Consider the following 21,158-nt stretch of genomic DNA (forward strand, 5'->3'; position numbering starts at 1 on the left):
CGCAGGAAAGCCGGTCGCAATGACCGGTTTCTCTTTGTGGGCTCACTCTACGGAAATGGTGCCCGGCGCGTATTTTGTCCCGACGCTTAGTTTACAGTGCCCGTCGTGACCGTTTCTTCTTTGGTCAAACCGATATTAGCATCGGCGTTAACCGCCAGCATGGTCGAGATGATCTTGCATACCTCGGCACGTGTTGCATAGTTGAGCGGTCGGAATGTCTCATCCTGATAGCCCGTGATAATACTGCTGGATTTGAGGACTGCGATATATTGATCTGCCCAGTAGCCTTTGCAATCGCTAAAGCCGCTTGCGGTATCGGTTGTACTGAAGCCCTGTGCGGTTGCGATCATTTTTGCGATTTCGGCTCTTGTAATATTGCTTTCCGGCCTAAAATCACCGTTGGGGTAGCCACTTGCGATATTGAGTTCTTTCGCCGCTTCGATATAGCCTCGCGCCCAATGTGATTTTGTATCGCTGTACGATGAGGTCGCCAACGAGGGACTTTCACCCAGTGCAGTCATCAACACTTTACAGAACTCAGCTCTGGTAATGTTCTTTTTCGGCTTAAACGTGCCATCGCTGTAGCCGTTTACAATATCTTTTGATATAAGGTCGTCAACATTAGCGTAAAACCAGTCGCTTTGCTCGATATCGCTATAGCTACCGGCGGAAACATACAGTTCATAGGTCGCGTATCCTTTATCCGGCACGGCGTCGTACGCTTTATAATCGCCCTGTTTTTCGCTGAAGAGTTGCATTTTCCAATTGAAATTCCCCCATACGTCGAGCATTCTTCTCGGCACTAATGCGGTCAGATTCGTGCCGTCGAATCCCACGGAGAGCGAGGTGCCGAATATCTTCCGGCCGTTATGAACCGTCGCGAATAGGTGCTGCTTACCCTTGTCTTCAAGGTAACCGATTTCGATAACCCGATCTATCCCCATGCCGTAGTTCGGCGAGTACACACCGGTTTTAGCATTTTGATCGGTATCCAAAAAGAAGTAAATATGCTGACCGGCAAGGAGCTTTTGGTCGTATGCTTTCGCTGCAGTAACCTGGAATGCGGCGATTGAACCATCATCACCGACGATCACTTTCGTAACGTCGATCTGGTTTCCATCCACCAGGTCGCTGACGGTCATTGAGGATTTCGCCACGAAATCCTGTTTGTAGCAGCTCGCCGCCAGCGCATTAGCCCCCGTTAATGCCGCGACAATAAACACCAGCATACACGCAGCAATTGCACATCTTCGTTTCATGTACTGTCTCCCTTCTTGTAGCAAGATTAAATTTTGCATCTGTGCGCAAAACTAAGTTTGTAAACCGGTTATAGCGAACGCTTGATTAGGTGCCTGCCACTTTATCTTGCCAATAAATACAGCTAACGAACTGCAAATACGTACCACACGATGGGGGCTAGGGCAGTCATAACCATCTCGGGCTACTAGCTTTTACCCTTAGGAGAGCTTTTTAAACTACCGAACAGGCGGTATTCATTTTGTCCCGGTATCATTTGATTGCAAAATATCAACAATTGGGCAGCACATAGTTGGACAATAATAAAAACTACGCTATACTAAAGCTAACCCCAACAGGGCGCTTAATAGTGTAATTTGGGAAAGTATGCACATATTAAAGCCGGGAAGCGCGGCGTGCAATAGTTCAGCTTTGTGTATCAGAAGAGGTGAATTCTTAGTGAAAAAGAAGGTTATCATCGCTGTCATTATTATCATCGCTATCGCGGGGTTAATGTACGGCCGGAGCAGGTTAATGACGTACTATAGCCAGCAGTCGGGTATGGCGGAGGCTAAGGGTGATTATAGTACGGCGATCAAGAATTTCGACAAAGTCGTTTTGCTTGAGTCGCTTGTCCCGTTTAATGCAAACAAACCTGCCGCATACGCTTATAGGGGAAGGTTGTACTTCAACAACGGCAATACAAATGATGCGCTTACAGATTTTGATACCGCAATCAAATTAAATAAAGACCAGGCGGAATCACACTTTGGTATTGGGCTCATACGGCTCCAGGAAGGCGACAATCAGCAAGCGATCAAAGAATTCGAGAAAGTCATCAAAGTGCGCCCGAAATGGACTGAAGTTTATCTGAGCCGCGAAGTCGCATACAGAAAACTCGGTGAAAAAGAGAAGGCAATAAAAGACTTGAAAAAAGTCTTGGAGATTGAACCAAACAACGTACCTGCAAAAAGTGCGCTTAAGGCACTAGGTCAATAGCTCTCAACAAAAATCGACGTTAAGGATTAAAACCCGCTGAAAACAGCGGGTTTTTGTTTTTTAAAGAACCGATTTTGGAGATATACATGGTAAGGACGAGTTTTCTGGTGTTGTAGCTAAATGGGAGGACTTATGGTATTTAGCGACGAACAGAGACGGGAGATAACCGAGCTTCTAAGCGAGAATCTTGAACAAGACGTGCGCTTTGTCTATTTTACGCAGGATCAGCCGAGCATCGAACTGCCCGTCCAGGTTGAAGTAACCCCGTGTGAATACTGCGAAGAAACCGAAGAGATGCTGCGCGAGCTTACTGCGTTATCGGACAGACTAAGCCTTGAGGTCTTTGATTTTATCAAAGACAAGGACAAGGCCGATCAGTACGGCATAATCGAAGTACCGGGTATTGCTATTATCGGCGACAGGGACTACGGCATACGATATTATGGCATTCCGTCGGGTTATGAGTTTTCGGCACTCCTGGATGCGGTTATGCACGTTTCAAAACGGCATACCAATCTAGCCGACGATACGAAGCAAGCACTGCAGAATCTTGACGAGCCGGTAAACATGAAAGTCTTTGTTACCCCGACCTGACCGTATTGCCCGAGAGCGGTCAGTTTGGCTTACCAAATGGCGATGGAAAGTGACAAAGTTACCGTAGAAACCGTAGAAACAGCAGAGTTTCCCCACCTGGCACAGCGGTACTCGGTCGCGGCGGTTCCAAAAACTGTAATTAACGATCACGTATACGTCGAAGGTGCCGTTCCCGAAACAGCACTTGTCGAGGAGCTAAAACACGCAGCCGGGTTTTAGCATTTCGCTCGGATTCTTCTCCTTATGGGTATATGTAAGCTTACAAAAATTACACAACAGGTCGCATGTGTCGACCTTAGTTCAATGGTGCCATGTGACGGTGCTTACGCGGTGCCGGGAAAGGAGCTTATATGCCGGACGGAACAGATCCTGTCGTTGATATAACACCACTCATGCCGGAGGGCATGCAAGATGCTATCCCTGTCTTTATCGACGCGATAGAGACCATGCACAAGCTTACCGTGCCGTTTGTTGTTGTTGGCGGTATCGCTATGTTGGAATATGGACGCACCCGGATCACGAAAGATCTGGACCTTCTTGTTTACAAACAAGACGCGATTCGGCTTCTCGACATATTGCCGCAATACGGTTACCGCACTCAGCGCACTGATGATAATTGGGTGTATCATGCCTTCAAGGGTGGCCAAATCATCGATTTGCTCTTTGCACTCGGCAAAGGGTTTTTAGGCAACACGGAAGGGGTTATTCTAAACGACGAGGTTCTAGCCCGCGGCCGGTTGGTAAGCTTGGGAGGCGCGGTCTTTCCCGTTATGTCACCGGAAGATATCATCCACTCCAAGTTGTTGGTCTCGTGGAAAGCCACCAGGCAGGAAGACTTCCAAGATGTCCTTCTCATTTTACGGAACGCCAAACAACCGGATTGGGATTACCTGCTCGACAAAATATCGCGCTATCCGGTGCGGACGCTTGCAATGTTCAGCTATGCGGCATCCTGCCAAATAACGGAGGATTCAATTCCAATAGAGCTTACGACTGAAGTCGAAAACTTGAGCAGACGACTTTTTCAGTGGATGGGGCGGGCGGCGTAGCTTGTAGCGTGTCGAGAACCGAGCGCAGCGTTTTATCCGGCGAGGAACCGATTTTTATACGGGCAACCCGGCGTTTGTGAAAATACGATGTGAGAAGCGACAGATTTTCAATCTGCTCCGGTGTTATTTCGGCCGGCCGGGTTTTTCGCTCGAAGTATATCTTCTCGATTTTTCGCTCAAGTCGCGAGATATCGCGTTTTCGGCCTTTAAAATCGATGCATGAACGCAGTTGCCCTTCTTCTACCAGGTAAAGCTTGGTGGCACCCTCAAGGTTTTCGATGAGCAAGAAATCGAGGTTGGCCCGCGCATTTTTTATGCCGTCCAGGAGCTTTACCGTGCGCTCAAGGCTTTCAAGCGCCCGGTTCAGCAGGGCTGCCCGCTCGAACAGCAGCCGCTCGGAAGCAATATTGCGGCGTCGTATAAGCTCGCTTTGAAGCTGTTCCGGGCGACCCTCGAACGCACCGGTCACAGCAGCCAAACGGCGGAGGTATTCATCTTTTGAAACCGTTCCCGAACACACCCCCATGCACCTGTTAACCTCGTAGTAGAAGCACGGCTGCTTATGCATTCCGGGGCGCAGTTGGTTGCTGCATTGTTTAAGCGCGTACATATCTTTAATGACTTGCAGCAGGAGCTCCACATCGGCGGTGTTGGAAAACGGGCCATAATGAAACCCTTTGTCGGTTATTTTCTTAACGATGTGCGGTGCCGGGAATTCATCATCGAAGTTGATGTGAACGAAAGGATAGCGCCGGTAGCGCTTGCCAAGCACGTTATACGGCGGCTTAAACACCTTGATAAGCTTGCTTTCCAGGAGCAGCGCCCCTATCTCCGTACCGGTTTTTATATGATCGATCGCATGTATTTCTTCCAGCAGCGCGAGCTGGCGCTCGGTCTTAGGCCCCGCATAGAAGTAGCTTCTGACGCGCTTATTAATATCCTTCGCCTTGCCCACGTAGACGACATCGCCCGACCGGTTTTTCATCAGGTATACACCACTCGTGTTCGGCAAGGCTGCCGCCAGCGCTTTTTTATACGTGAAATTGTGACGGATTCTTGGGTAAAAGAAATCACCCGCCCGGTCCACGGTTGAAAGTCCTTTGTCCTTCATAAGACCGATAAGGCTGGAAAAAACCTCGGCTGTCGCCAGCGCATCGGGAAGCGCCCGGTGACACGGTTGGGCGGCCGCACCAAAATGCACGACGAGGTTCTCAAGCCGGTAGAACCCGAGCATGGGTTTTAGCTTTCGAGCGATAAGTAGCGTATCGAAGTAGCGGCTCCGAAACGATTTATGCCCGATGCTCCGCGCCGCCCGGTTAAGAAACGAAAGGTCGAACGGTGCATTATGCGCGACAAGGACAGAGTCTTTCGCAAACTCGGCGAATTGACCGAAGGCTTTTTCGAGCTCGAGTGCATCGGCGAGCATTCCATTGGTAATGCCGGTAAGCGCGGTGATTTTTGGGGGTATCATGCGGTTTGGGTTTACGAGCCGGTTAAATGTCTCCACCGGTTGCGAGCCGATCATCTTTACCGCACCTATTTCTATAATATGCTCGGTGCGCGGATCAAGGCCTGTTGTCTCAAGATCGACCACAACATATGTAGCTTCGTCTAATGGTGTTTCCCTGGATACTTCTCTGGCTGCCATGATTAGATAATATCATGGTTACTTACCCGGACAATATATAATGGCTCGCCCCAGAACCGGAAATTGAGCGACCGGTCGAAAACTATCTGAGAAATTGATCAGCAGATTAGAATCGTACAATAGATTATTTGCTAAGGCCTAGCGAGAATATAGCTAAGCCGCAGCACTAAGGCTATGCAGGTAATTTTGCAGCAGTAACACATCTGCTTCCCGGTGTGGGCTTTCCACCAGGACGATAACGTCTTTATTGGCGTGTTTCTCATACAGGCTTAGCGCTTTCGCAAATACCCGGTAATCAGGTGGACCGGCATCGAGTGACATGTGCTTTCTCCGGCTGACGGCAGAGAAGTGGAAATATATATAGTCTTGCCAAAACGGCTCCGCGGTTTCAATAATTGAGAGATAGTCATTTGGCTCTTGTAGCGTATAACCCAGATCGTAGAGGTGACCCCAATCGATAACGGGAGCCGTCCCTCGGGCCTGTTTGCAGATAGACAGTACGGTTGGCAGGTCGCCAATACCAACATCGGTAGTTTCGACACCGATCGTTACAGGGCTCTCGTCCAAACTGTTGAGGATATTAATGATACGCTGTAGTGCTGCGGGCTCGTCGCCTTGTGCATAGCCAGGGTGGACATAGACCGTAAGCCCGCCGGCGAGCTCCAGACCTTTTCGCAGCGCCGCCACCTCTTTAATCGAGCGCTCGCGAATCGTTTCATCACGGGTGGTTAAAACGGCGGAATTTCGTACATGGAAGCTTAAGGCAATATCATATGCCCTGTGCAGATATCGTATCTCGGCAAGCAGCGGCCCGAAAGACCGCTCTACCTCAGCCTCATCCGGTTGATATTTTGAGTAGTCGCCCCACCCAACTGTTTCCGGGGGCATATTGTAATAATGCAACCCCCATCGGTTGCATGCATTGATAATGTCGATTGTCCTACGGTATTCGCCAAGGCCATCCGGCCTTGGGTTTTTTAAGTGCTTTTCGAGCGGCCGCGCCGAGAACCCGATTCTGATCATGCTTTGGATGTACCCATACAATCCTGCCTGCCATCGAAAACTTGGGTACAAATTCTTAGGTGATGTAATGGGCGCAGAACATAATGCGATGGATACACAGCGAGACGCAATCGATATCCAACGCAACGCGACAAAGTTTATCGTAGACGCGGCGCAAACGGAGCGAGCAGGCATTCTTTACCATGGTGATGCCGACGGCATTACCGCGTGCGCTATCATCTTTGAAGCGCTTGAGCGCCTCGGGGCGGGCAGTATCGTGGCGATCCCTCTAGGGCGCGGCTTGAACCCATTTTCACCGCAAACGCGCACGGACCTTGAGGATGCAAAGCTATCAAGCCTGATAGTCGTCGATTCGGGAAGCAGAGCGGGCGAAATCCCGGCCGGCGCACCAACGCTTGTTATCGACCATCATCCACCGGTTGGTGTGCCGCAAGTAGATGTGTTTTTCTCGACCTATAGTGAAAACCCGGCGCCCCCGGCAAGCCTCGCGGCGTTTGGTGTATGTAACGAGGCGGTCGGGTTCGGCGACCTTGATTGGGTTGCGGCCATTGGCGTTGTCGGCGATCTCGGGCCGAAGGCGCCGTTTTCGATTGTCGCCGACGCGTTTAAGAAATACGGCCGGAAAAATATAACAGATAGCGTTGTGCTGCTTAACGCGGCAGGACGGCACCGCGACTACTTGGTAGGATTGGCGCTAGATGTGCTGCTTTCAGCCCATATGCCGTCTGAAATCGCCAAGCATGAAATACCGGGCACACGAGAGCTTGAACGCATGCGGATCGAAGTACAGGACGAGCTCTGACTGCGCGCCAAAACACCACCGCAGTTTGCGGGCAATGTCGCGCTCCTATATTTTAAAAGCCCTCATAAAGTCCATCCGTTGATTGCTAAGGTCTGGGCGCAGCGTCTTAAGGGCTATATCGTTATCGCCGCCAATGAGGATTTTATTCCCGGCATGGTAAGCTTTAGCGTACGAGCGCCAGCCGGCACTAACCTTCGCGACTTCATGGCCCATTTTGCTGATATCGGTAGTGAGATCGGGCATGGGCACGAAACGGCTACCGGCGGCATTCTCACCAAGCATGAGTTTCGGCAGTTTTTGCGGCATCTTGGTTTTGGCCCGGATATCAAAGCGGCGGCATAGTATGCGGGCTCAGCCCTTATCTAAGGTTTCTCATAAGCGCTGTTATCTGGTACATTAGTAAGTTGTATGCAGATAACTGATGTTTTACGATTAAAGAGAGGGATTTACAATAGAGCAACCCTTAAATACCGATAATCTGGTACCCACATATAAGCATCCGATAATTCAGGAACTTAGCAATCTCTTCAAAGCAGCCGGCAAGAGGCTCTACCTGGTAGGAGGTACTGTCAGAGATGCGCTTCTCGGGCAATACCACGAAGACCTCGATTTTGCCACCGATGCGCTTCCCGAGGAAACGATCAATATTGTTAAAGCTTGGGCGGATGACTTGTGGCTTATCGGTATCAAATTCGGCACGATAGGCCTTAATAAAGGGCATTTGAAAATTGAGATAACAACGCTGCGCGGCGACATTTACCATGATGAAAGCCGCCACCCCCACGTAACATTCAGTAACGACATTATTTTCGATCTATCGCGACGCGATTTTACCGTTAATGCAATGGCGATTGAGCTGCCGCAAGGTAAGCTTATCGATGCGTTTAACGGCCAAGCGGATCTGGCCAAGCGGATGCTTCGCACGCCGGACAGCCCTACGCGCAGCTTTATCGACGACCCGTTGCGCATGATGCGGGCGGTCCGTTTTGTCTCGACGATGGGAATGCATCTATCACCTGAGGTAGAAACGGCAATCATCCAGTACAAAGGCGAGCTTGGGAGGGTTTCGAGCGAGCGCATCCGGGATGAGTTTTCAAAAATGCTTCTCGGGCGTGCACCCGCAAAAGCGCTTCGCCTGTTGCTCAATACCGGCCTAAACGAGGTGTTCTTGCCGGAGCTTACGCGGCTTGAGATCACGCAGGACCCCGAGCATCACCATAAGGATGTGCTGGAGCACACATTCACGGTTATTGAAAGCGTCACGCCTGACATGGTGCTTCGTCTGGCGGCGCTCTTTCATGATATCGGCAAACCCGAGACGAAAGAGATTATTGAAGGCAAGGTAACTTTTTACAATCACGACGCCGTCGGCGCTTCGATCACCAAGCGACGCTTGCGGGCATTGAAATACCCCAAGGCGATCATCGAAGAAGTTACCAGCTTAATTTACCTGCATATGCGCGTCTACACCTACCGCATGGGCTGGACCGATAAAGCGGTTCGGAAATATATCCGCGATGCCGGTGAGCTGCGTGGGAAGCTCAACACGCTTATCCGCGCCGATTGCACGACAAAAAACCAGCGCAAGATGCGCCAGGCGTTGAGCGTACTCGACGAACTCGAAGAGCGCATCCTGCGGCTCGAAGAAGAGGAAGAAACCGCTAAAATCAGGCCACCCATCGACGGCAATGAAGTCATGGAGCACCTCGGCATCAAACCGGGGCCTATCGTTGGTGAAATCATGCGCTTGCTTTTAGATGCGCGTCTTGAGGGCGACATCGAAACTAAAGAAGACGCATATTCCCTGGTAGATAAGTGGGCAAAGGATAAAGGTTTACCGTAGGCGCGAGGCGTAAATATCCCATGTGCTGAATGGTTCTGATAGCACCACGATTTTATAGGGTAGATGATCGTTAAGATATCGCTCAATATCTTCTCCGGTGAAACCGGTGCTTTTGCCGACATGCGGAAAGTTGCTTTTTCCACAGGTAATCCCGATATAGATACGTTTGATGTCGTTCCGGCGCCTGGTTTTAAGGGCAATTTCCTGTTTTGCCGACCTTAAAACATTCTCCTTGCGAGGTGTTTCTCCTACTTCAAGCGATATAAAGAGCGCATCCCTATTAACCGGGCGAATGCGCGGGGTGGCTATCCCGCGATGCTTCGGCGGCAGTGCGTTTGTTTGTGCCGCGCTTGAGCTCATTGAGCTCGAAGACTTAGCCATCCGTGCGATTTTTAACAGTGCTTGCATGGTCAGTAATTCCATTCCCGCGGGGTTTTTCACGGGGATGCCACTGCGCGGAAGCTCCGCAATAACGCATCCGATATGCTCTTTGCGGATAGCCGATTCCAGCTTTAGAAGTGGGACGCTATCCCGTGTATACCAGTGACTTATATACTCGGTATTTCCGTACTTGATGACCGGCGCCAAAATAACATCGGGCTGAAGCGGCAACGTTCCTACATGGTGCCCGCCATCGAATATTACCAGGCGAATCACACCGGCAGCGTGAAGTTCTCGCACCTGCCTCCTACCCCAGGCGTTCGAACGCGCCAGGTCGGATGTCGTTGATTCGACAATCGCATTGACCTTTTCTTTAAGCGCCAAATTATCGACGGATTCTATAATTTTCCTCTGAAGCTTATGGGGTTTGGCCTCCACGTCACATGGCTCAATGGTGGCTACTACAAAAGCTTTGTTATGTTTAGTAGATTTGTATGCGCCGCTAAAAATGTCGGTCGCGGTCACTACCTGAACGTTGCCTTCTTGCAGTGCGCTAAGTCTCGGTTGGATAAGGGCTGCTACATGGTCGAGCCCCTGGCCTTTAGGAATCGTTATAGCATCAACGCGGGAGAGCATGATTCGCGTGATAAAGGATTCGACGTTAACAAAGACCATGCTTCGCGCCCACGGTGGGTTGGTAAGCGCCAGCAAGGTTATGATAATTGGGATGATGACAGCCGCAACGATAGCGGCGAGTATAATGATCGTTTTCTTTTGCACAAGCAAAATGCTCCTATACCAACCGATTTGTGATAAATGCTTCGATAAATATAGCACAATAAAAGCGGTTTACCGTGTTTGAATTTTCCCTCAAATTTGGGATAATAAAAATGAAGTATAATATAGAAGGGCGTTTGGCTCAGCGGGAGAGCGCTGCCTTCACACGGCAGAGGTCACTGGTTCAAATCCAGTAACGCCCACAGCTCAGAGGCCTAGAATCGGCATATAAGCGATTCTAGGCTTTCTTCGTAAGTGCATAGTAAGTGCAGGATAATGGTTTTCGTGTCCGAAAACCCACTGTGTTGGCCTTATCTCGACCAAGCTTCGTGCCCTGGATGCTTCCGAATTCTTTATTCTTTAGACTCTAAATCGCGGCTGAGACAATTTCCAGGCGCGATCCACAAGCAAAGCTTCTAGATATTGTGGGCTTCATCGAGGGATCGAGAAAGAGAACAGGGATAGTTGAGTAGAAGGAAGTGCTAAAGCGGAAGGGTGGATCCAATGTATTATGTGTATGAGAATTGGCGAGCGATGGGTCACAAGGCGGTGATTCATATGGGGACATGCCGGTTTTGCAATAATGGTCGAGGGCTATCTACTGGCACGCGCTCTGATAACGGCAAATGGCATGGACCGTTTCCGACATTAATAGATGCTGAGGGTGCTGCCAACAAAACCAGTGGTCGGGTTAGTCGTCACAGTTGTGCATAGCTGGAGCTTGATTGCTTATACCCATTATAGCAAGGTCACTGCAAAGCCAATTTCCTTCAGACACTTGAACTAAGTTATCCTGCCCATACCCGCTCATTGCGAAAAAGCTACGCCGTATACTGGGAGAACTTACACCAATGGAGTGGCCGGGCAACTTACTTGCTTGCGCAGATGGACAATATAACCAGTGGCAAATATCCTGTTGTTTTAGGTAAGGACTGTCTGCTTGATGTTAAACATGGTTCTTCAAACAGCCCCGCATCTAAGCCGACAGGGTTAGGTGTCCTTAAAATCAGTGCTGTTACCCAGGGTGAATTTGTGCCAAGCGAAAAGAAATATGCTATTGATGATCAACGTTTGCTGAAGGAGTTTGACTTAAGAGCGGGCGATATTCTTATGTGCCGAACTAATGGGACATTAGCATATGTAGGAATGTCGGCGTTGGTTGAGCAGGATATGGCGAATTTGATATTCCCAGACAAAATAATTCGTATTCGCACAAAAGAGAACATACTGCCTAGTTACTTATGGAAGCTTCTGCAACTACCTCCAATGCGCCAACAAATAGAAGCTGCAGCACGGACGGCAGTTGGCAATTATGCGATTGGCAACAAAGACATCTGGAATCTACGGATTCCCCTTCCACCTCTACGAGTACAGCATTTTATTATCAAAACGCTGGAAGAACAGTTAAGCAAAATCAAACGGCAAATGAAAGCGCGAACAGAAGTAGTCCACGATATAGAACGTGATATTGAAATTTTAATCTTAGGCACCAAAGACAAGGATTAAAGGATAGAGATTATGCCAGCAGGAAGTCGTTATGTTACGCTTGAAGGCCAGTTTGAAAAGGACGTCTTAGGGATATTCACCGTAATTCGGGGTTTTGCTAACCTAAAAGACCTTTGACCTAAATGCTGCTATTATTGAAGTTCACTCACACACGTCCCAAAAAGGTGCTCAGTTCTCTCCTTCAGATTTCCAGGGTTTTCAGGATTTCATTCCGCATGTCTGGTGGCGTCTAAAAGCGAAGCCATATGCAGCGCTTGTCTTTTCCAAGTCTGATTTCGACGGCTTGGTATGGGCCGATGATCCAAGAACGCCACAGCAGCTAACAAAGATAATCGCAAAGCGCATATTTAGGAGGCACTATCTTTATCCCAATTGTTTAACACTAAAAAAGGGGGGCGAGTAGATGAATTCTAAACGCTATGAACGGCAAATTGGTCTCTTTGGTCAAGAAGGTCAGGCAAAACTCAAAAAAGCCCGTGTTGCAGTCGTTGGTGTTGGTGGCTTGGGTTCTCATGTGGCCCAACAGCTTTCTTTTCTTGGTGTAGGCTTCTTATCTTTCATTGATTCAGACGAGCTGGAAGAGCACAACCTTAACCGTCTAATTGGGGCTCGTTTTGATGATCCTATCCCAGGCACGAAAAAGGTAGATATTGCTCAGCGCTTAGTTAAATCAATTGATCCATCTATTGAGGTAAACCCTTTGCCGGTTGAACTTAGGACGCTTGAAGCTTTTATCGAAGTTAAGAAGGCTGACTATATATTCGGCTGCGTCGATAATGACGGTGCAAGATTGGTTCTAAATGAGATATGTTGTGCTTATCAAATCCCCTATATCGATCTCGCTACCGATGTATTAGTGGAAGGGTACGCTTTTTTGCTTAAAAAGCCAATCCACAACTTTTAGTTATAACTCACGGAGTTGTGGCTGAAGTTGTTTTTAGATCAATTTCACCCGTTATCTATTCTATTCATCTACTACGCATGAACGATCTCCACTATTACCGAACAAGTGTTTGTAGTATAATATGTCTATCGGGTTATGACCTATATTAGAGATTTAGGTGTAGTGGTCATTAATAACAAACCTTTCTTATAAAAAGGGATAGGAAAATGGCAGAGTTACCTTTTAAAACATGGCCATATGAAGATCAGACAAAGATGAAGCACATGGTCTTTGAGGACTATATTGATAAGTGGATGAAAATTGTCGGCCAGAAAAACAAACTGAACTATGTTGACGGTTTCGGGGGTATTGGCGCCTACCAAGATGTCAATGATAACCTATTTTTTGGTTCTCCTGTCTTGGCGGCAGAAGTTGCCCAAAGGGCTACTAATAGGCTACAACGTAAAGTCAATATCATAATTATCGATAGCGACGCAGGGAATTTAGAGAATATCAAGAAGATTTTTGACCACAGAAGAATTAGCATAGAACCGATTTTGATAAATGACGACTTTGACGGGGCTATTAATAAGATTTTGGATAACATTAATAATTTAGCCCCCACCTTCGTTTTTGTTGATCCCTTTGGTTTTACGCTTAAAATGAAAACCATCGAGCGTATAATGCGTATTGACAAATCAGAGATCCTTCTTAATTTCATGTTTACGAGAGTTAATCAATTCTTGGGCGCGCCAAAAGTTGAGAAAATCTTTAATGAATTGTTTGGTAGCACTGATTGGCAGCAGCTTAAAGAACTAAAAGGACTGCAGAGAGAAAGAGCCATTATTGAGCTCTATAGACAACAGCTGAAAAAGTTCTCTAAGTTTGTTTACTACTACCGTTTTGAGTTTCCTAGTGCCAAAAGAACCTATTATTATCTCTTCCACTTAACAAATTACTTTAAAGGCTGCGTAATCATGAAGTCATCGTTTGCAAAGTTTAATCTGGGTCAAGTTGAATATAGAGGAAATCGTTTTGATAGCAATCAACTGACATTGTTTAACGAGAGCGAAAATAGGACTGAGCGAGCTGCTAGTTATATGCGTTCTGAGTATGCTGGTCAACAGAAATCCTTCCAACGGATTGTTGAGGAACTTATAGATGAAACGGAGTTTTTAGAATCAGATCTAAGGGCTGCTGTAAAAGAGCTAGAGAAGACTGATCTGGTAAAAATCAGCAGAATTCCAGAAAAGACACCTAAAGGAAGGGCTCGAACGGGTATAGATTACAATGATATAATAAAATTTCAATAGAATTAATAAAAAAGCAGGTATCATGAAAACTAGCTTACAACGAATTACAAGAAAAACTCTACTTTATAAAAGCGGCGTGGAATATGCCGATTATGGTTTGAACCATGTTGAAGGATGCACTCACGGTTGCACTTATCCGTGTTATGCCATGATGATGAAAAAAAGATGCGGCAAAATAAAAACTTACCAAGATTGGATTCAGCCAAAGATTGTTGAGAATGCGCTTGATTTGTTAGACAAGGAAATACCTCGACTAAAACATAAAATTAAGCAGGTATTCCTATGTTTTGCGACTGATCCCTTCATGTATGAGGTAAGAGAAGTTGAAGAATTGACACTAAAAATTCTCGAGAGATTAAATAAAGACAAAATCAAATCGACTCTAATAAGCAAAGGCATTTATCCGAGTGTGCTAACTAACCAATCCATGTTTAATAATCTTAATGAATATGGCTCGACCATTGTATCTCTATCAGAAGATTTTCGTAGAAGATTTGAGCCGTTTGCAGCACCAATCGATCTAAGAATAAAGGCATTGAAGAAACTAAGCGACGCCGGTTTAAAAACTTGGGTAAGCATGGAGCCTTATCCGACCCCAAACATAATAGGGCAAGATATCAGAAAGATCTTAGATGAAATTTCTTTTGTAGATAAAATTGTCTTTGGCAAATGGAACTACAATCGCCAGACAAGCCAGTTTCTCCTTTATAAGAATTTTTATAACTCGATGGCTTGTGAGGTTATTAATTTCTGCAAAAAGAATTCGATAGAAGTCCATATCAAAGAAGGAACTATTAATTTGGGAAGTTTATCTAACAATCAATCCTCTGAAAAAGAGCTCCTTGAGTGTTATGCATAACACAATAGAGAACAGTTTTATTTCACCGAGCAAGTCTCATTTTCTTGAAACACGATTCTAATTGTTCTACCTGCCAGGTATTATTGTTCGCATAATGTCCAATAAGGTCCACAACCTTATTTAAGCCCTGATGAAATGCCGAGGGCTTTTGTGCCCCTTAGGTTCTCGTGGTAAATCTGCCGGAACGATGAGAGGATGCTTCGATACTACAAGATGAGGCGAGCCCTTAAGCACCCAGCGTTCGCTTGGGGACTGTAAGACAATAGGCGAGATGTGAGTCCCTTACGAAAAGAGCCTATAGTCCATCTTATAGTATCTGACTTTTCACTGCTACCGATGACAAAATAAAGTATAGAGGTGCTTACGTCCATCTATACTTTATTTGCGTGCGGTATTAAGTTAACGCTTTTTGCGTAGATAAGACAAGGCGAGCGCAGCGCTACCGGTTGCTAATGGAATTAATGGATTTATAGGCAAGCCACCGGTACGCGGCAGCGTTGTCCTTGCAGCCCTTGCTTCGCGTGCCCGCTCCGCTGCACTTTCGGTGCGCTCCTCACTAAGTGTGGTCACGGAACGAGAGGTAGTAGTAGTTTGGGCAAATGCTCCAGTGTACATCGAAAGGACCATGATCACAGCTAGCATAAGTGTGATTAGAGTTTTCTTCATCCTTACACCTCCTCTATATGAGGGCGTTCTGGCTACCCTCAGCCTTCCTTAAAGATTCGGATTCCTTTCGGCTCTTAGGCGACTGTCAGTATCTGCAAAAAGGTCAAGCTAGAATCATAGGTATAGGGATGCTTTTACCTACTTATAAACCTCAGCAGATATCTCACGCAGTTTTTTCCCTTTAGTATGCAGCCTAAACATCAAAGAAGATGTCATCTAATCTGTTGCTGAATGATGCGATTCTGAAGGCAACCGTTATTCTTTATCGGAATCAGAGGTTGCAGAAGATATAATAACCCTGCAGGTAATAACGGGGTGTTCAATTGCGAAGATGCCGAAAAAACGTCTTATTTACAATATGATTCATTAGCTTTGCAGCTAGACGATCTTCAAGCGAAGGGCCACCAAACCTCATCTACAGCGATTTGTGAGACAGCTTCCAAGCCATATTGCTCGGCCAGCTCGCGTATCTTATCTCGATTGAGGTCGGTTTCTACTTTTGAGGTACCTTTCGGATATGATATCCAGATAATACCGTTAGCTTTGAGATGGCTCTTAATCTGTACCAGGATATCATCCAGTTCTTTCTTGTCGTAGACGAATGCATGGACGAAATCGCAATCTTGCGTTAATTCGCACCTTATACTAACGCTGTCCGGTAGCGGTGCAAGAGTTTTCAGATAACCTTGCGGTGCCGGCTAAAACCTTCCGCCAAACGTTTCATGGTCTCATTTTCGCCGCCGGGGTAGAGGTGATGGTAAATATCCCAGGTGATTTTTGCCGAGATCAAGTAGCCAAATTTCGGCCTCTATCTTACAATGACAATTGTCTTATAGTAAGCCATCGAGTAATGCGGCAAGGAGAGATCAGAGTGGAACGTGTGAGCTGGCAAATCCGCATCAGTCTGGTACTAATCGGTTTATCCGCTGTTTTCTACTGGATTCAATATGAGATATTTCGGGATGCGCACCATATCTTTCTCTTCTTGCTTGGCGACATAGCCTTTGTTTTTATTGAGGTTATGCTGGTCACCGTTATTATCCACGAGTTAATGGATCAGCGGGACAAAAACGCGAGGCTTCAGAAGCTCAATATTATCATCGGCGCGTTCTTTGATGAGGTTGGGACGAAACTTCTCGCGTACCTCTCGGACTGTGATCCGAAGCTGAACTCCATTAAAGACGAACTAGTCGTTACTAACGCTTGGACCGAAAAGGATTTCAAGGCTACCAGCGAGCGTCTTAAAAAGTACGACTACGATGTGCAAATCGGTAAAGTCGATTTGGAGCATGTGCGTGATCTGCTGTCCAACGAGCGAGATATATTATTGCGATTGCTCGAAAACCCAAACATACTGGAACACGCAAAGTTTACCGAGCTCCTTCAGGCAATCTTTCATTTGAACAGCGAACTTATCGCCAGGGATACTCTGCATATGATGACGGAAGTCGATCTTGAGCACCTCGCCGGAGATATTAAACGGGTATACGGTTATATAGTAGACCAGTGGCTTGCATATATGCTCTATTTGAAAAACAATTACCCCTACCTGTTTTCTCTCGCGATGCGGCAGAACCCTTTTGATCAGAATGCATCACCCGTTGTGGTTGAGGCATAGCAGGCTCTTGCATATCACTTGATAAGATGTACGTCTTCTGCTAAGCTTATATCGTCAACAAAGGGGAGTAGCTAGTCTCACGGCTCTAGGCCGATGAGGCGATGCGGTCGTCAATACGGATAATAATCCCGGCCGTATCTAGGTTAATCCAATAAGCGAGACCTTTGGCGAGTAATTTATTACTTATTAATAATTACTGGCCAAAGGTCTTTTTTTGTTGGATGTGCGTTTACATAATGAAAGGGATGGGTGCGATGAATATACTTAAGACGTTTTTGCTCCTGGGGTTGCTGTCGGCTTTGATGGTGACTTTAGGCAACATGTTCGGCGGCCAGACCGGAATGCTCATCATGTTGGTAATTTCATTAGGGATGAACTTCTTCAGCTACTGGTTTTCCGACAAAATGGTCATCAAAATGACCAGGGCAAAACCGTTAGATAGGAAGGATGCCCCCGAGGTTTACCAAATGGTCGAAGAGATTTCAAAAAGTGCTAATATCCCGGTTCCCAAGCTCTACGTGACTGGCGATATGCAGCCGAATGCTTTTGCGACCGGCAGGAATCCAAAACATGCTTCTGTGGTCGTAACGAGAGGCCTTTTGGATTTGCTGGATAGAAATGAACTCGCGGGCGTGCTTGCCCACGAGATTGCCCACATCAGGAATCGGGACATTCTAATCGGTTCAATCGCTGCTATGATGGCCGGTGTCATCTCGTTTATTGCGCAAATGGCACAATGGGCGGCCATATTTGGCGGTTCCAGCGACGAGGATGAGGGCGGCGGTATTTTCGGAGTTCTGATAATGGCTACTGTTGCCCCGATCGCCGCTCTGCTCATTCAGATGGCGATATCCAGATCACGCGAATTTCATGCAGATGCAACTGGAGCGCGTTTTGTTAGAGATACCCAGGGCTTATCAAGTGCCCTTAAGAAATTGGAGTTTGCTTCACAGAGAATCCCGTTACAGTCTGCAAACCCCTCAACCGCGCACATGTATATTAGCAACCCGCTCAGAGGTGGAGGATTAATGTCGCTGTTTAGCACCCACCCGGCCACGCAGATGCGTGTTGAGCGTTTACAGCAGATTAAGTTATAACAACAAAGCGCTTATAGCATCTCTTTTATCTACTGTGAAATGCCGGTAATACAAAAATTTGGACATATTGGACATATAATCAGAGAGAAGCACGCGGACGACCGTATGGGCTAGTTTGCATATTAATAGCACTTGGGACAATATCACAAAATCATAGGGTACTTGGCATATGCGAAGATTAAGCATTACCCGGAAGCTTATTATCATCTATCTTGTTATAGCTATTCCCCTGATAGCTATAACAACAATCGTCTACATCAGCTGGTATCAAGGCAGGGTTGAGCGAGTCCTACTGGAGCGCAACGAGATCGCAAGCCTTGCCGGCACAAGTTTTTTATTGCATATCCGTGAGCTCGGGCGCTCGATGGAGTTTGTGAGCGAACCGATTATTACTAACCGGTTTCCACCACCGGAAGCAGCTGCTTCACTGTCCGTATTGCTTCCCGATTATCCAATAGATTACGCATTAATCACAAATCAACAAGGGATAGTGACCGCTTCAACCGATACTCGCTTTATTGGGCAAAATCTTTCCAAGAACCCGGCATTTGCGACGATCATTAATAGTAGTAAGCTGACCGGTATCGCACCCAGTGAGAAGATTAACGACAGAGTCGGATTTTACGTTGCTCAAGCCATAAAACGTAATGGGCAGCTTCAAGGGATAACCGCTTCGTTTGTCGATGTTTCGAAACTCGGTAGCGAACTACCTAAGATCCCGTCTGGAGGCATAAATATCGTAGATTCAAGCGATCGCCTCGTATATCAAAGCCAGTTTCCCGATCTTGCGCTAACCAGACCGTATTGGGGTAAGTATGATTTTGTCCGGGCTGCGCTCTCCGGCAGAAGCGCATCTTCCACCACGTGGGTATTTCCAGTTACTCATCAAGTTAGATTTGTGGCTGAAGTCCCGATACCGGAGATAGGCTGGGCTGCGGGTTCCGGTATGGATAGAAGTGTTGCACTGGCACCGGTGAATCGAATCGCATTTATGTCGGCGTTCGCGGTTTTTATATTCTTAACAGTGGCTTTTGCGGTAAGCATCTATGTTGCGCGTGGCATCGTTAGCTCACTCGCTACTCTCGTTAGTAAAGCACGAGCAGTAGGAGAAGGACGTTTTGATGATCCGGTGATTCTGACAACCGGCGACGAGGTTGAAGCGGTGGCTCGCTCACTTGATACTGCGAGGCTCAACCTTAAGCACACGGTCGAAGAGCTGCGAAAAGCGCGCGATGAGTTAGAGATACGGGTTAGAGAGCGAACCGCCGAGCTCTCGGATATTACAACGAGAATGCAGTCACTTCTCGAATCAACGGATGAAGGCATTTATGGGATAGACACCAACGAGCGTTGCACGCTTTTTAACAGATCGGCAACAAAGATGACCGGATATGAATCTGAAGAAATGCTAGGGAAATCTGTCCACGACCTAATTCACTATAAGCACAATAATGGTTCACCTTATCCTCTGAAGGAGTGCCCGATCTTTCTAACAACCATGGTGGGGCAAGGTAAACGGATCGATACGGAGGTCTTTTGGCGAAAGGACGGGACGGCATTCCCGGTCGAGTATTCATCGAATCCAATTATTGAAGAGGGGGTAATTAAAGGGGCTGTTGTCGCCTTCACCGATATAACGGAGCGCAAGAAAGCAGAAGAGCTTAGCAATGCGCTCGATGATATCAACGCCGCTATAAGCTCTATCCTGGATATTAACGAGATCATGAGAAGGGTTGTTGCGGAGGCCGCTCAAGCAATAGGCGCCGAATCAAGCATAATATTTTTACGTGCCGATGACCGCTGGGTTGCCCGGTATAGTTACAGATACCCTGAAGATATTGTTGATAGGGAATTTACCGACGAGGAACTTACCTATCCATCGATTGTCGCCAAGACCGGAGAGATTCTTGTAGTTGAGGATACGCATAAGGATGCATCTACGGTTCCCGAGATTGTAAAACGTTACGGCATTAAATCATGTATATGCGTCCCCCTCCAGGTTAAGCAGAATGTTATCGGCGTTTTAACTATCAGCTACTTCTCGACCCCGGTTCCCTTTACCCGGGCACAGATTGATTCTGCATCTAAACTTGCCGCAACAATCTCCCTTGCTTTAGAAAACGCCCGACTTTATGAGACCGAACGACACATCGCCGATACACTGCAAGAAGCTCTGCTCATCCTCCCGCAAGAGATTAAAGGCATTAGCTCTGGGTCCCTGTACCGATCGGCTTCTGAAGCCGCTAAGGTCGGCGGTGATTTCTATGATCTCTTCGAGCTGGAGCACGAGAGGGTCGGTATAGTTGTAGGGGACGTCTCGGGCAAGGGGCTTGAAGCGTCCACTTTAACCTCAATCACAAAAAACACGCTCAAGGCATACGCGTATGAGGAGGATTCTCCCTCTGCGGTTGTGGCAAAGACCAATGATGTGATCACGAAGGAATCCTCATCCGGTTCTTTTATAACATTATTTTTCGGGATATTAGAACTGGCGACGGGGAACCTTACCTACTGCAACGCAGGACATCCTGCGCCGATTATTAAGCGAGGTAAATCCGACCCTTTATTGCTGATAGCCAATTCGCCGGTTATCGGCGCGTTTCTCGACTTAAGCTATACCGATGAGCATAGCATGCTTGAGAAAACAGATATCTTAATCCTCTATACCGATGGCGTGATTGAGGCGAGATGCCCTGATGGCTTCTTGGGCGAGGCGCGGCTCGTAGCATTAGTAAAAGAGCCGGAGTCCGTATCTGCGAAAGATCTACCCCGGTTCGTTTTTAATGCTGTTATGGACTGCACTGGTAACGCTTTGTCAGATGATATCGCCATTCTTGCCGTTTCAATCGCTTCCGAGTGACGGG

18 protein-coding genes, 1 tRNA gene and 1 pseudogene are annotated in these 21,158 nt (G+C 47.2%); 15 read left to right on the forward strand and 5 right to left on the reverse strand.

Annotation, left to right across the window (positions count from 1 at the left end):
* Positions 1 to 86 precede the first annotated feature (86 nt).
* On the reverse strand, positions 87 to 1,259 hold the full coding sequence (locus VGK02_01235; protein ID HEY3373675.1) for an S-layer homology domain-containing protein: 1,173 nt from the start codon (positions 1,257 to 1,259) through the stop codon (positions 87 to 89).
* Between the two features lie 436 nt (positions 1,260 to 1,695).
* Here VGK02_01235 and VGK02_01240 point away from each other — a divergent pair, with 436 nt between their 5' ends.
* The 4 genes and pseudogenes from VGK02_01240 (at position 1,696) to VGK02_01255 (ending at position 3,878) form a co-directional block, all read left to right on the forward strand.
* On the forward strand, positions 1,696 to 2,235 hold the full coding sequence (locus VGK02_01240; protein ID HEY3373676.1) for a tetratricopeptide repeat protein: 540 nt from the start codon (positions 1,696 to 1,698) through the stop codon (positions 2,233 to 2,235).
* A 132-nt stretch (positions 2,236 to 2,367) separates the two neighbouring features.
* Positions 2,368 to 2,829: a thioredoxin family protein gene (locus tag VGK02_01245; GenBank protein ID HEY3373677.1), complete on the forward strand. Its 462-nt coding sequence runs from the start codon at positions 2,368 to 2,370 to the stop codon at positions 2,827 to 2,829.
* 12 nt (positions 2,830 to 2,841) lie between these two features.
* Positions 2,842 to 3,048 (forward strand): annotated as a pseudogene (locus tag VGK02_01250) (thioredoxin family protein).
* A 131-nt stretch (positions 3,049 to 3,179) separates the two neighbouring features.
* Positions 3,180 to 3,878: a nucleotidyltransferase gene (locus VGK02_01255; GenBank protein HEY3373678.1), complete on the forward strand. Its 699-nt coding sequence runs from the start codon at positions 3,180 to 3,182 to the stop codon at positions 3,876 to 3,878.
* On the opposite strand, the gene VGK02_01260 is transcribed toward VGK02_01255, so the two are convergent.
* Together VGK02_01260 and VGK02_01265 are read right to left on the reverse strand one after the other, a co-directional pair.
* Positions 3,817 to 5,526, reverse strand: a complete 1,710-nt coding sequence (locus tag VGK02_01260; GenBank protein HEY3373679.1) for an exonuclease domain-containing protein — start codon at positions 5,524 to 5,526, stop codon at positions 3,817 to 3,819. The genes VGK02_01255 and VGK02_01260 overlap by 62 nt on opposite strands.
* Positions 5,527 to 5,679: 153 nt before the next feature.
* A complete protein-coding gene (locus tag VGK02_01265; GenBank protein ID HEY3373680.1) occupies positions 5,680 to 6,570 on the reverse strand; it encodes a TIM barrel protein in 891 nt (296 codons plus the stop codon).
* A 46-nt stretch (positions 6,571 to 6,616) separates the two neighbouring features.
* Here VGK02_01265 and VGK02_01270 point away from each other — a divergent pair, with 46 nt between their 5' ends.
* From VGK02_01270 to VGK02_01280, 3 genes are all read left to right on the forward strand, one after another.
* Entirely contained in the window at positions 6,617 to 7,351 is a 735-nt protein-coding gene (locus tag VGK02_01270) for a hypothetical protein (protein HEY3373681.1), read from the forward strand.
* Positions 7,352 to 7,429: 78 nt separating this feature from the next.
* Positions 7,430 to 7,693 carry a hypothetical protein gene (locus VGK02_01275; protein ID HEY3373682.1) on the forward strand — a complete coding sequence of 88 codons (264 nt, stop codon included), beginning with the start codon at positions 7,430 to 7,432 and terminating at the stop codon, positions 7,691 to 7,693.
* A 136-nt stretch (positions 7,694 to 7,829) separates the two neighbouring features.
* On the forward strand, positions 7,830 to 9,194 hold the full coding sequence (locus VGK02_01280; GenBank protein HEY3373683.1) for a CCA tRNA nucleotidyltransferase: 1,365 nt from the start codon (positions 7,830 to 7,832) through the stop codon (positions 9,192 to 9,194).
* Here VGK02_01280 and VGK02_01285 read toward each other — a convergent pair.
* The gene (locus tag VGK02_01285; GenBank protein HEY3373684.1) at positions 9,186 to 10,355 is read right to left on the reverse strand and encodes a hypothetical protein; all 1,170 of its coding nucleotides are present in this window, start codon (positions 10,353 to 10,355) and stop codon (positions 9,186 to 9,188) included. The genes VGK02_01280 and VGK02_01285 overlap by 9 nt on opposite strands.
* 128 nt (positions 10,356 to 10,483) lie before the next feature.
* Here VGK02_01285 and VGK02_01290 point away from each other — a divergent pair.
* From VGK02_01290 to VGK02_01310, 5 genes are all read left to right on the forward strand, one after another.
* Positions 10,484 to 10,555 (forward strand) — tRNA-Val (locus VGK02_01290).
* 682 nt (positions 10,556 to 11,237) lie between these two features.
* A complete protein-coding gene (locus VGK02_01295) occupies positions 11,238 to 11,858 on the forward strand; it encodes a restriction endonuclease subunit S (GenBank protein HEY3373685.1) in 621 nt (206 codons plus the stop codon).
* 403 nt (positions 11,859 to 12,261) lie between these two features.
* On the forward strand, positions 12,262 to 12,762 hold the full coding sequence (locus tag VGK02_01300) for a ThiF family adenylyltransferase (GenBank protein HEY3373686.1): 501 nt from the start codon (positions 12,262 to 12,264) through the stop codon (positions 12,760 to 12,762).
* Between the two features lie 206 nt (positions 12,763 to 12,968).
* On the forward strand, positions 12,969 to 14,054 hold the full coding sequence (tcmP, locus tag VGK02_01305) for a three-Cys-motif partner protein TcmP (GenBank protein HEY3373687.1): 1,086 nt from the start codon (positions 12,969 to 12,971) through the stop codon (positions 14,052 to 14,054).
* Between the two features lie 22 nt (positions 14,055 to 14,076).
* Positions 14,077 to 14,913 carry a radical SAM protein gene (locus VGK02_01310; GenBank protein HEY3373688.1) on the forward strand — a complete coding sequence of 279 codons (837 nt, stop codon included), beginning with the start codon at positions 14,077 to 14,079 and terminating at the stop codon, positions 14,911 to 14,913.
* A gap of 399 nt (positions 14,914 to 15,312) precedes the next feature.
* Here the strand turns inward: VGK02_01310 and VGK02_01315 are convergent, their stop codons facing one another.
* Positions 15,313 to 15,579: a hypothetical protein gene (locus VGK02_01315; GenBank protein HEY3373689.1), complete on the reverse strand. Its 267-nt coding sequence runs from the start codon at positions 15,577 to 15,579 to the stop codon at positions 15,313 to 15,315.
* Positions 15,580 to 16,450: 871 nt separating this feature from the next.
* Here VGK02_01315 and VGK02_01320 point away from each other — a divergent pair.
* The 3 genes from VGK02_01320 to VGK02_01330 all read left to right on the forward strand — a co-directional run bounded on the left by VGK02_01320 (position 16,451) and on the right by VGK02_01330 (position 21,154).
* Positions 16,451 to 17,197 carry a hypothetical protein gene (locus VGK02_01320; protein HEY3373690.1) on the forward strand — a complete coding sequence of 249 codons (747 nt, stop codon included), beginning with the start codon at positions 16,451 to 16,453 and terminating at the stop codon, positions 17,195 to 17,197.
* Positions 17,198 to 17,451: 254 nt separating this feature from the next.
* Positions 17,452 to 18,294 carry a zinc metalloprotease HtpX gene (htpX, locus tag VGK02_01325; GenBank protein HEY3373691.1) on the forward strand — a complete coding sequence of 281 codons (843 nt, stop codon included), beginning with the start codon at positions 17,452 to 17,454 and terminating at the stop codon, positions 18,292 to 18,294.
* 169 nt (positions 18,295 to 18,463) lie between these two features.
* Positions 18,464 to 21,154, forward strand: coding sequence for a SpoIIE family protein phosphatase (locus tag VGK02_01330; protein ID HEY3373692.1), 2,691 nt, complete (start codon positions 18,464 to 18,466; stop codon positions 21,152 to 21,154).
* Positions 21,155 to 21,158: the final 4 nt, after the last annotated feature.

This window comes from Candidatus Aquicultor sp. (assembly GCA_036504445.1).
GTDB lineage: Bacteria > Actinomycetota > Aquicultoria > Aquicultorales > Aquicultoraceae > DASXVE01.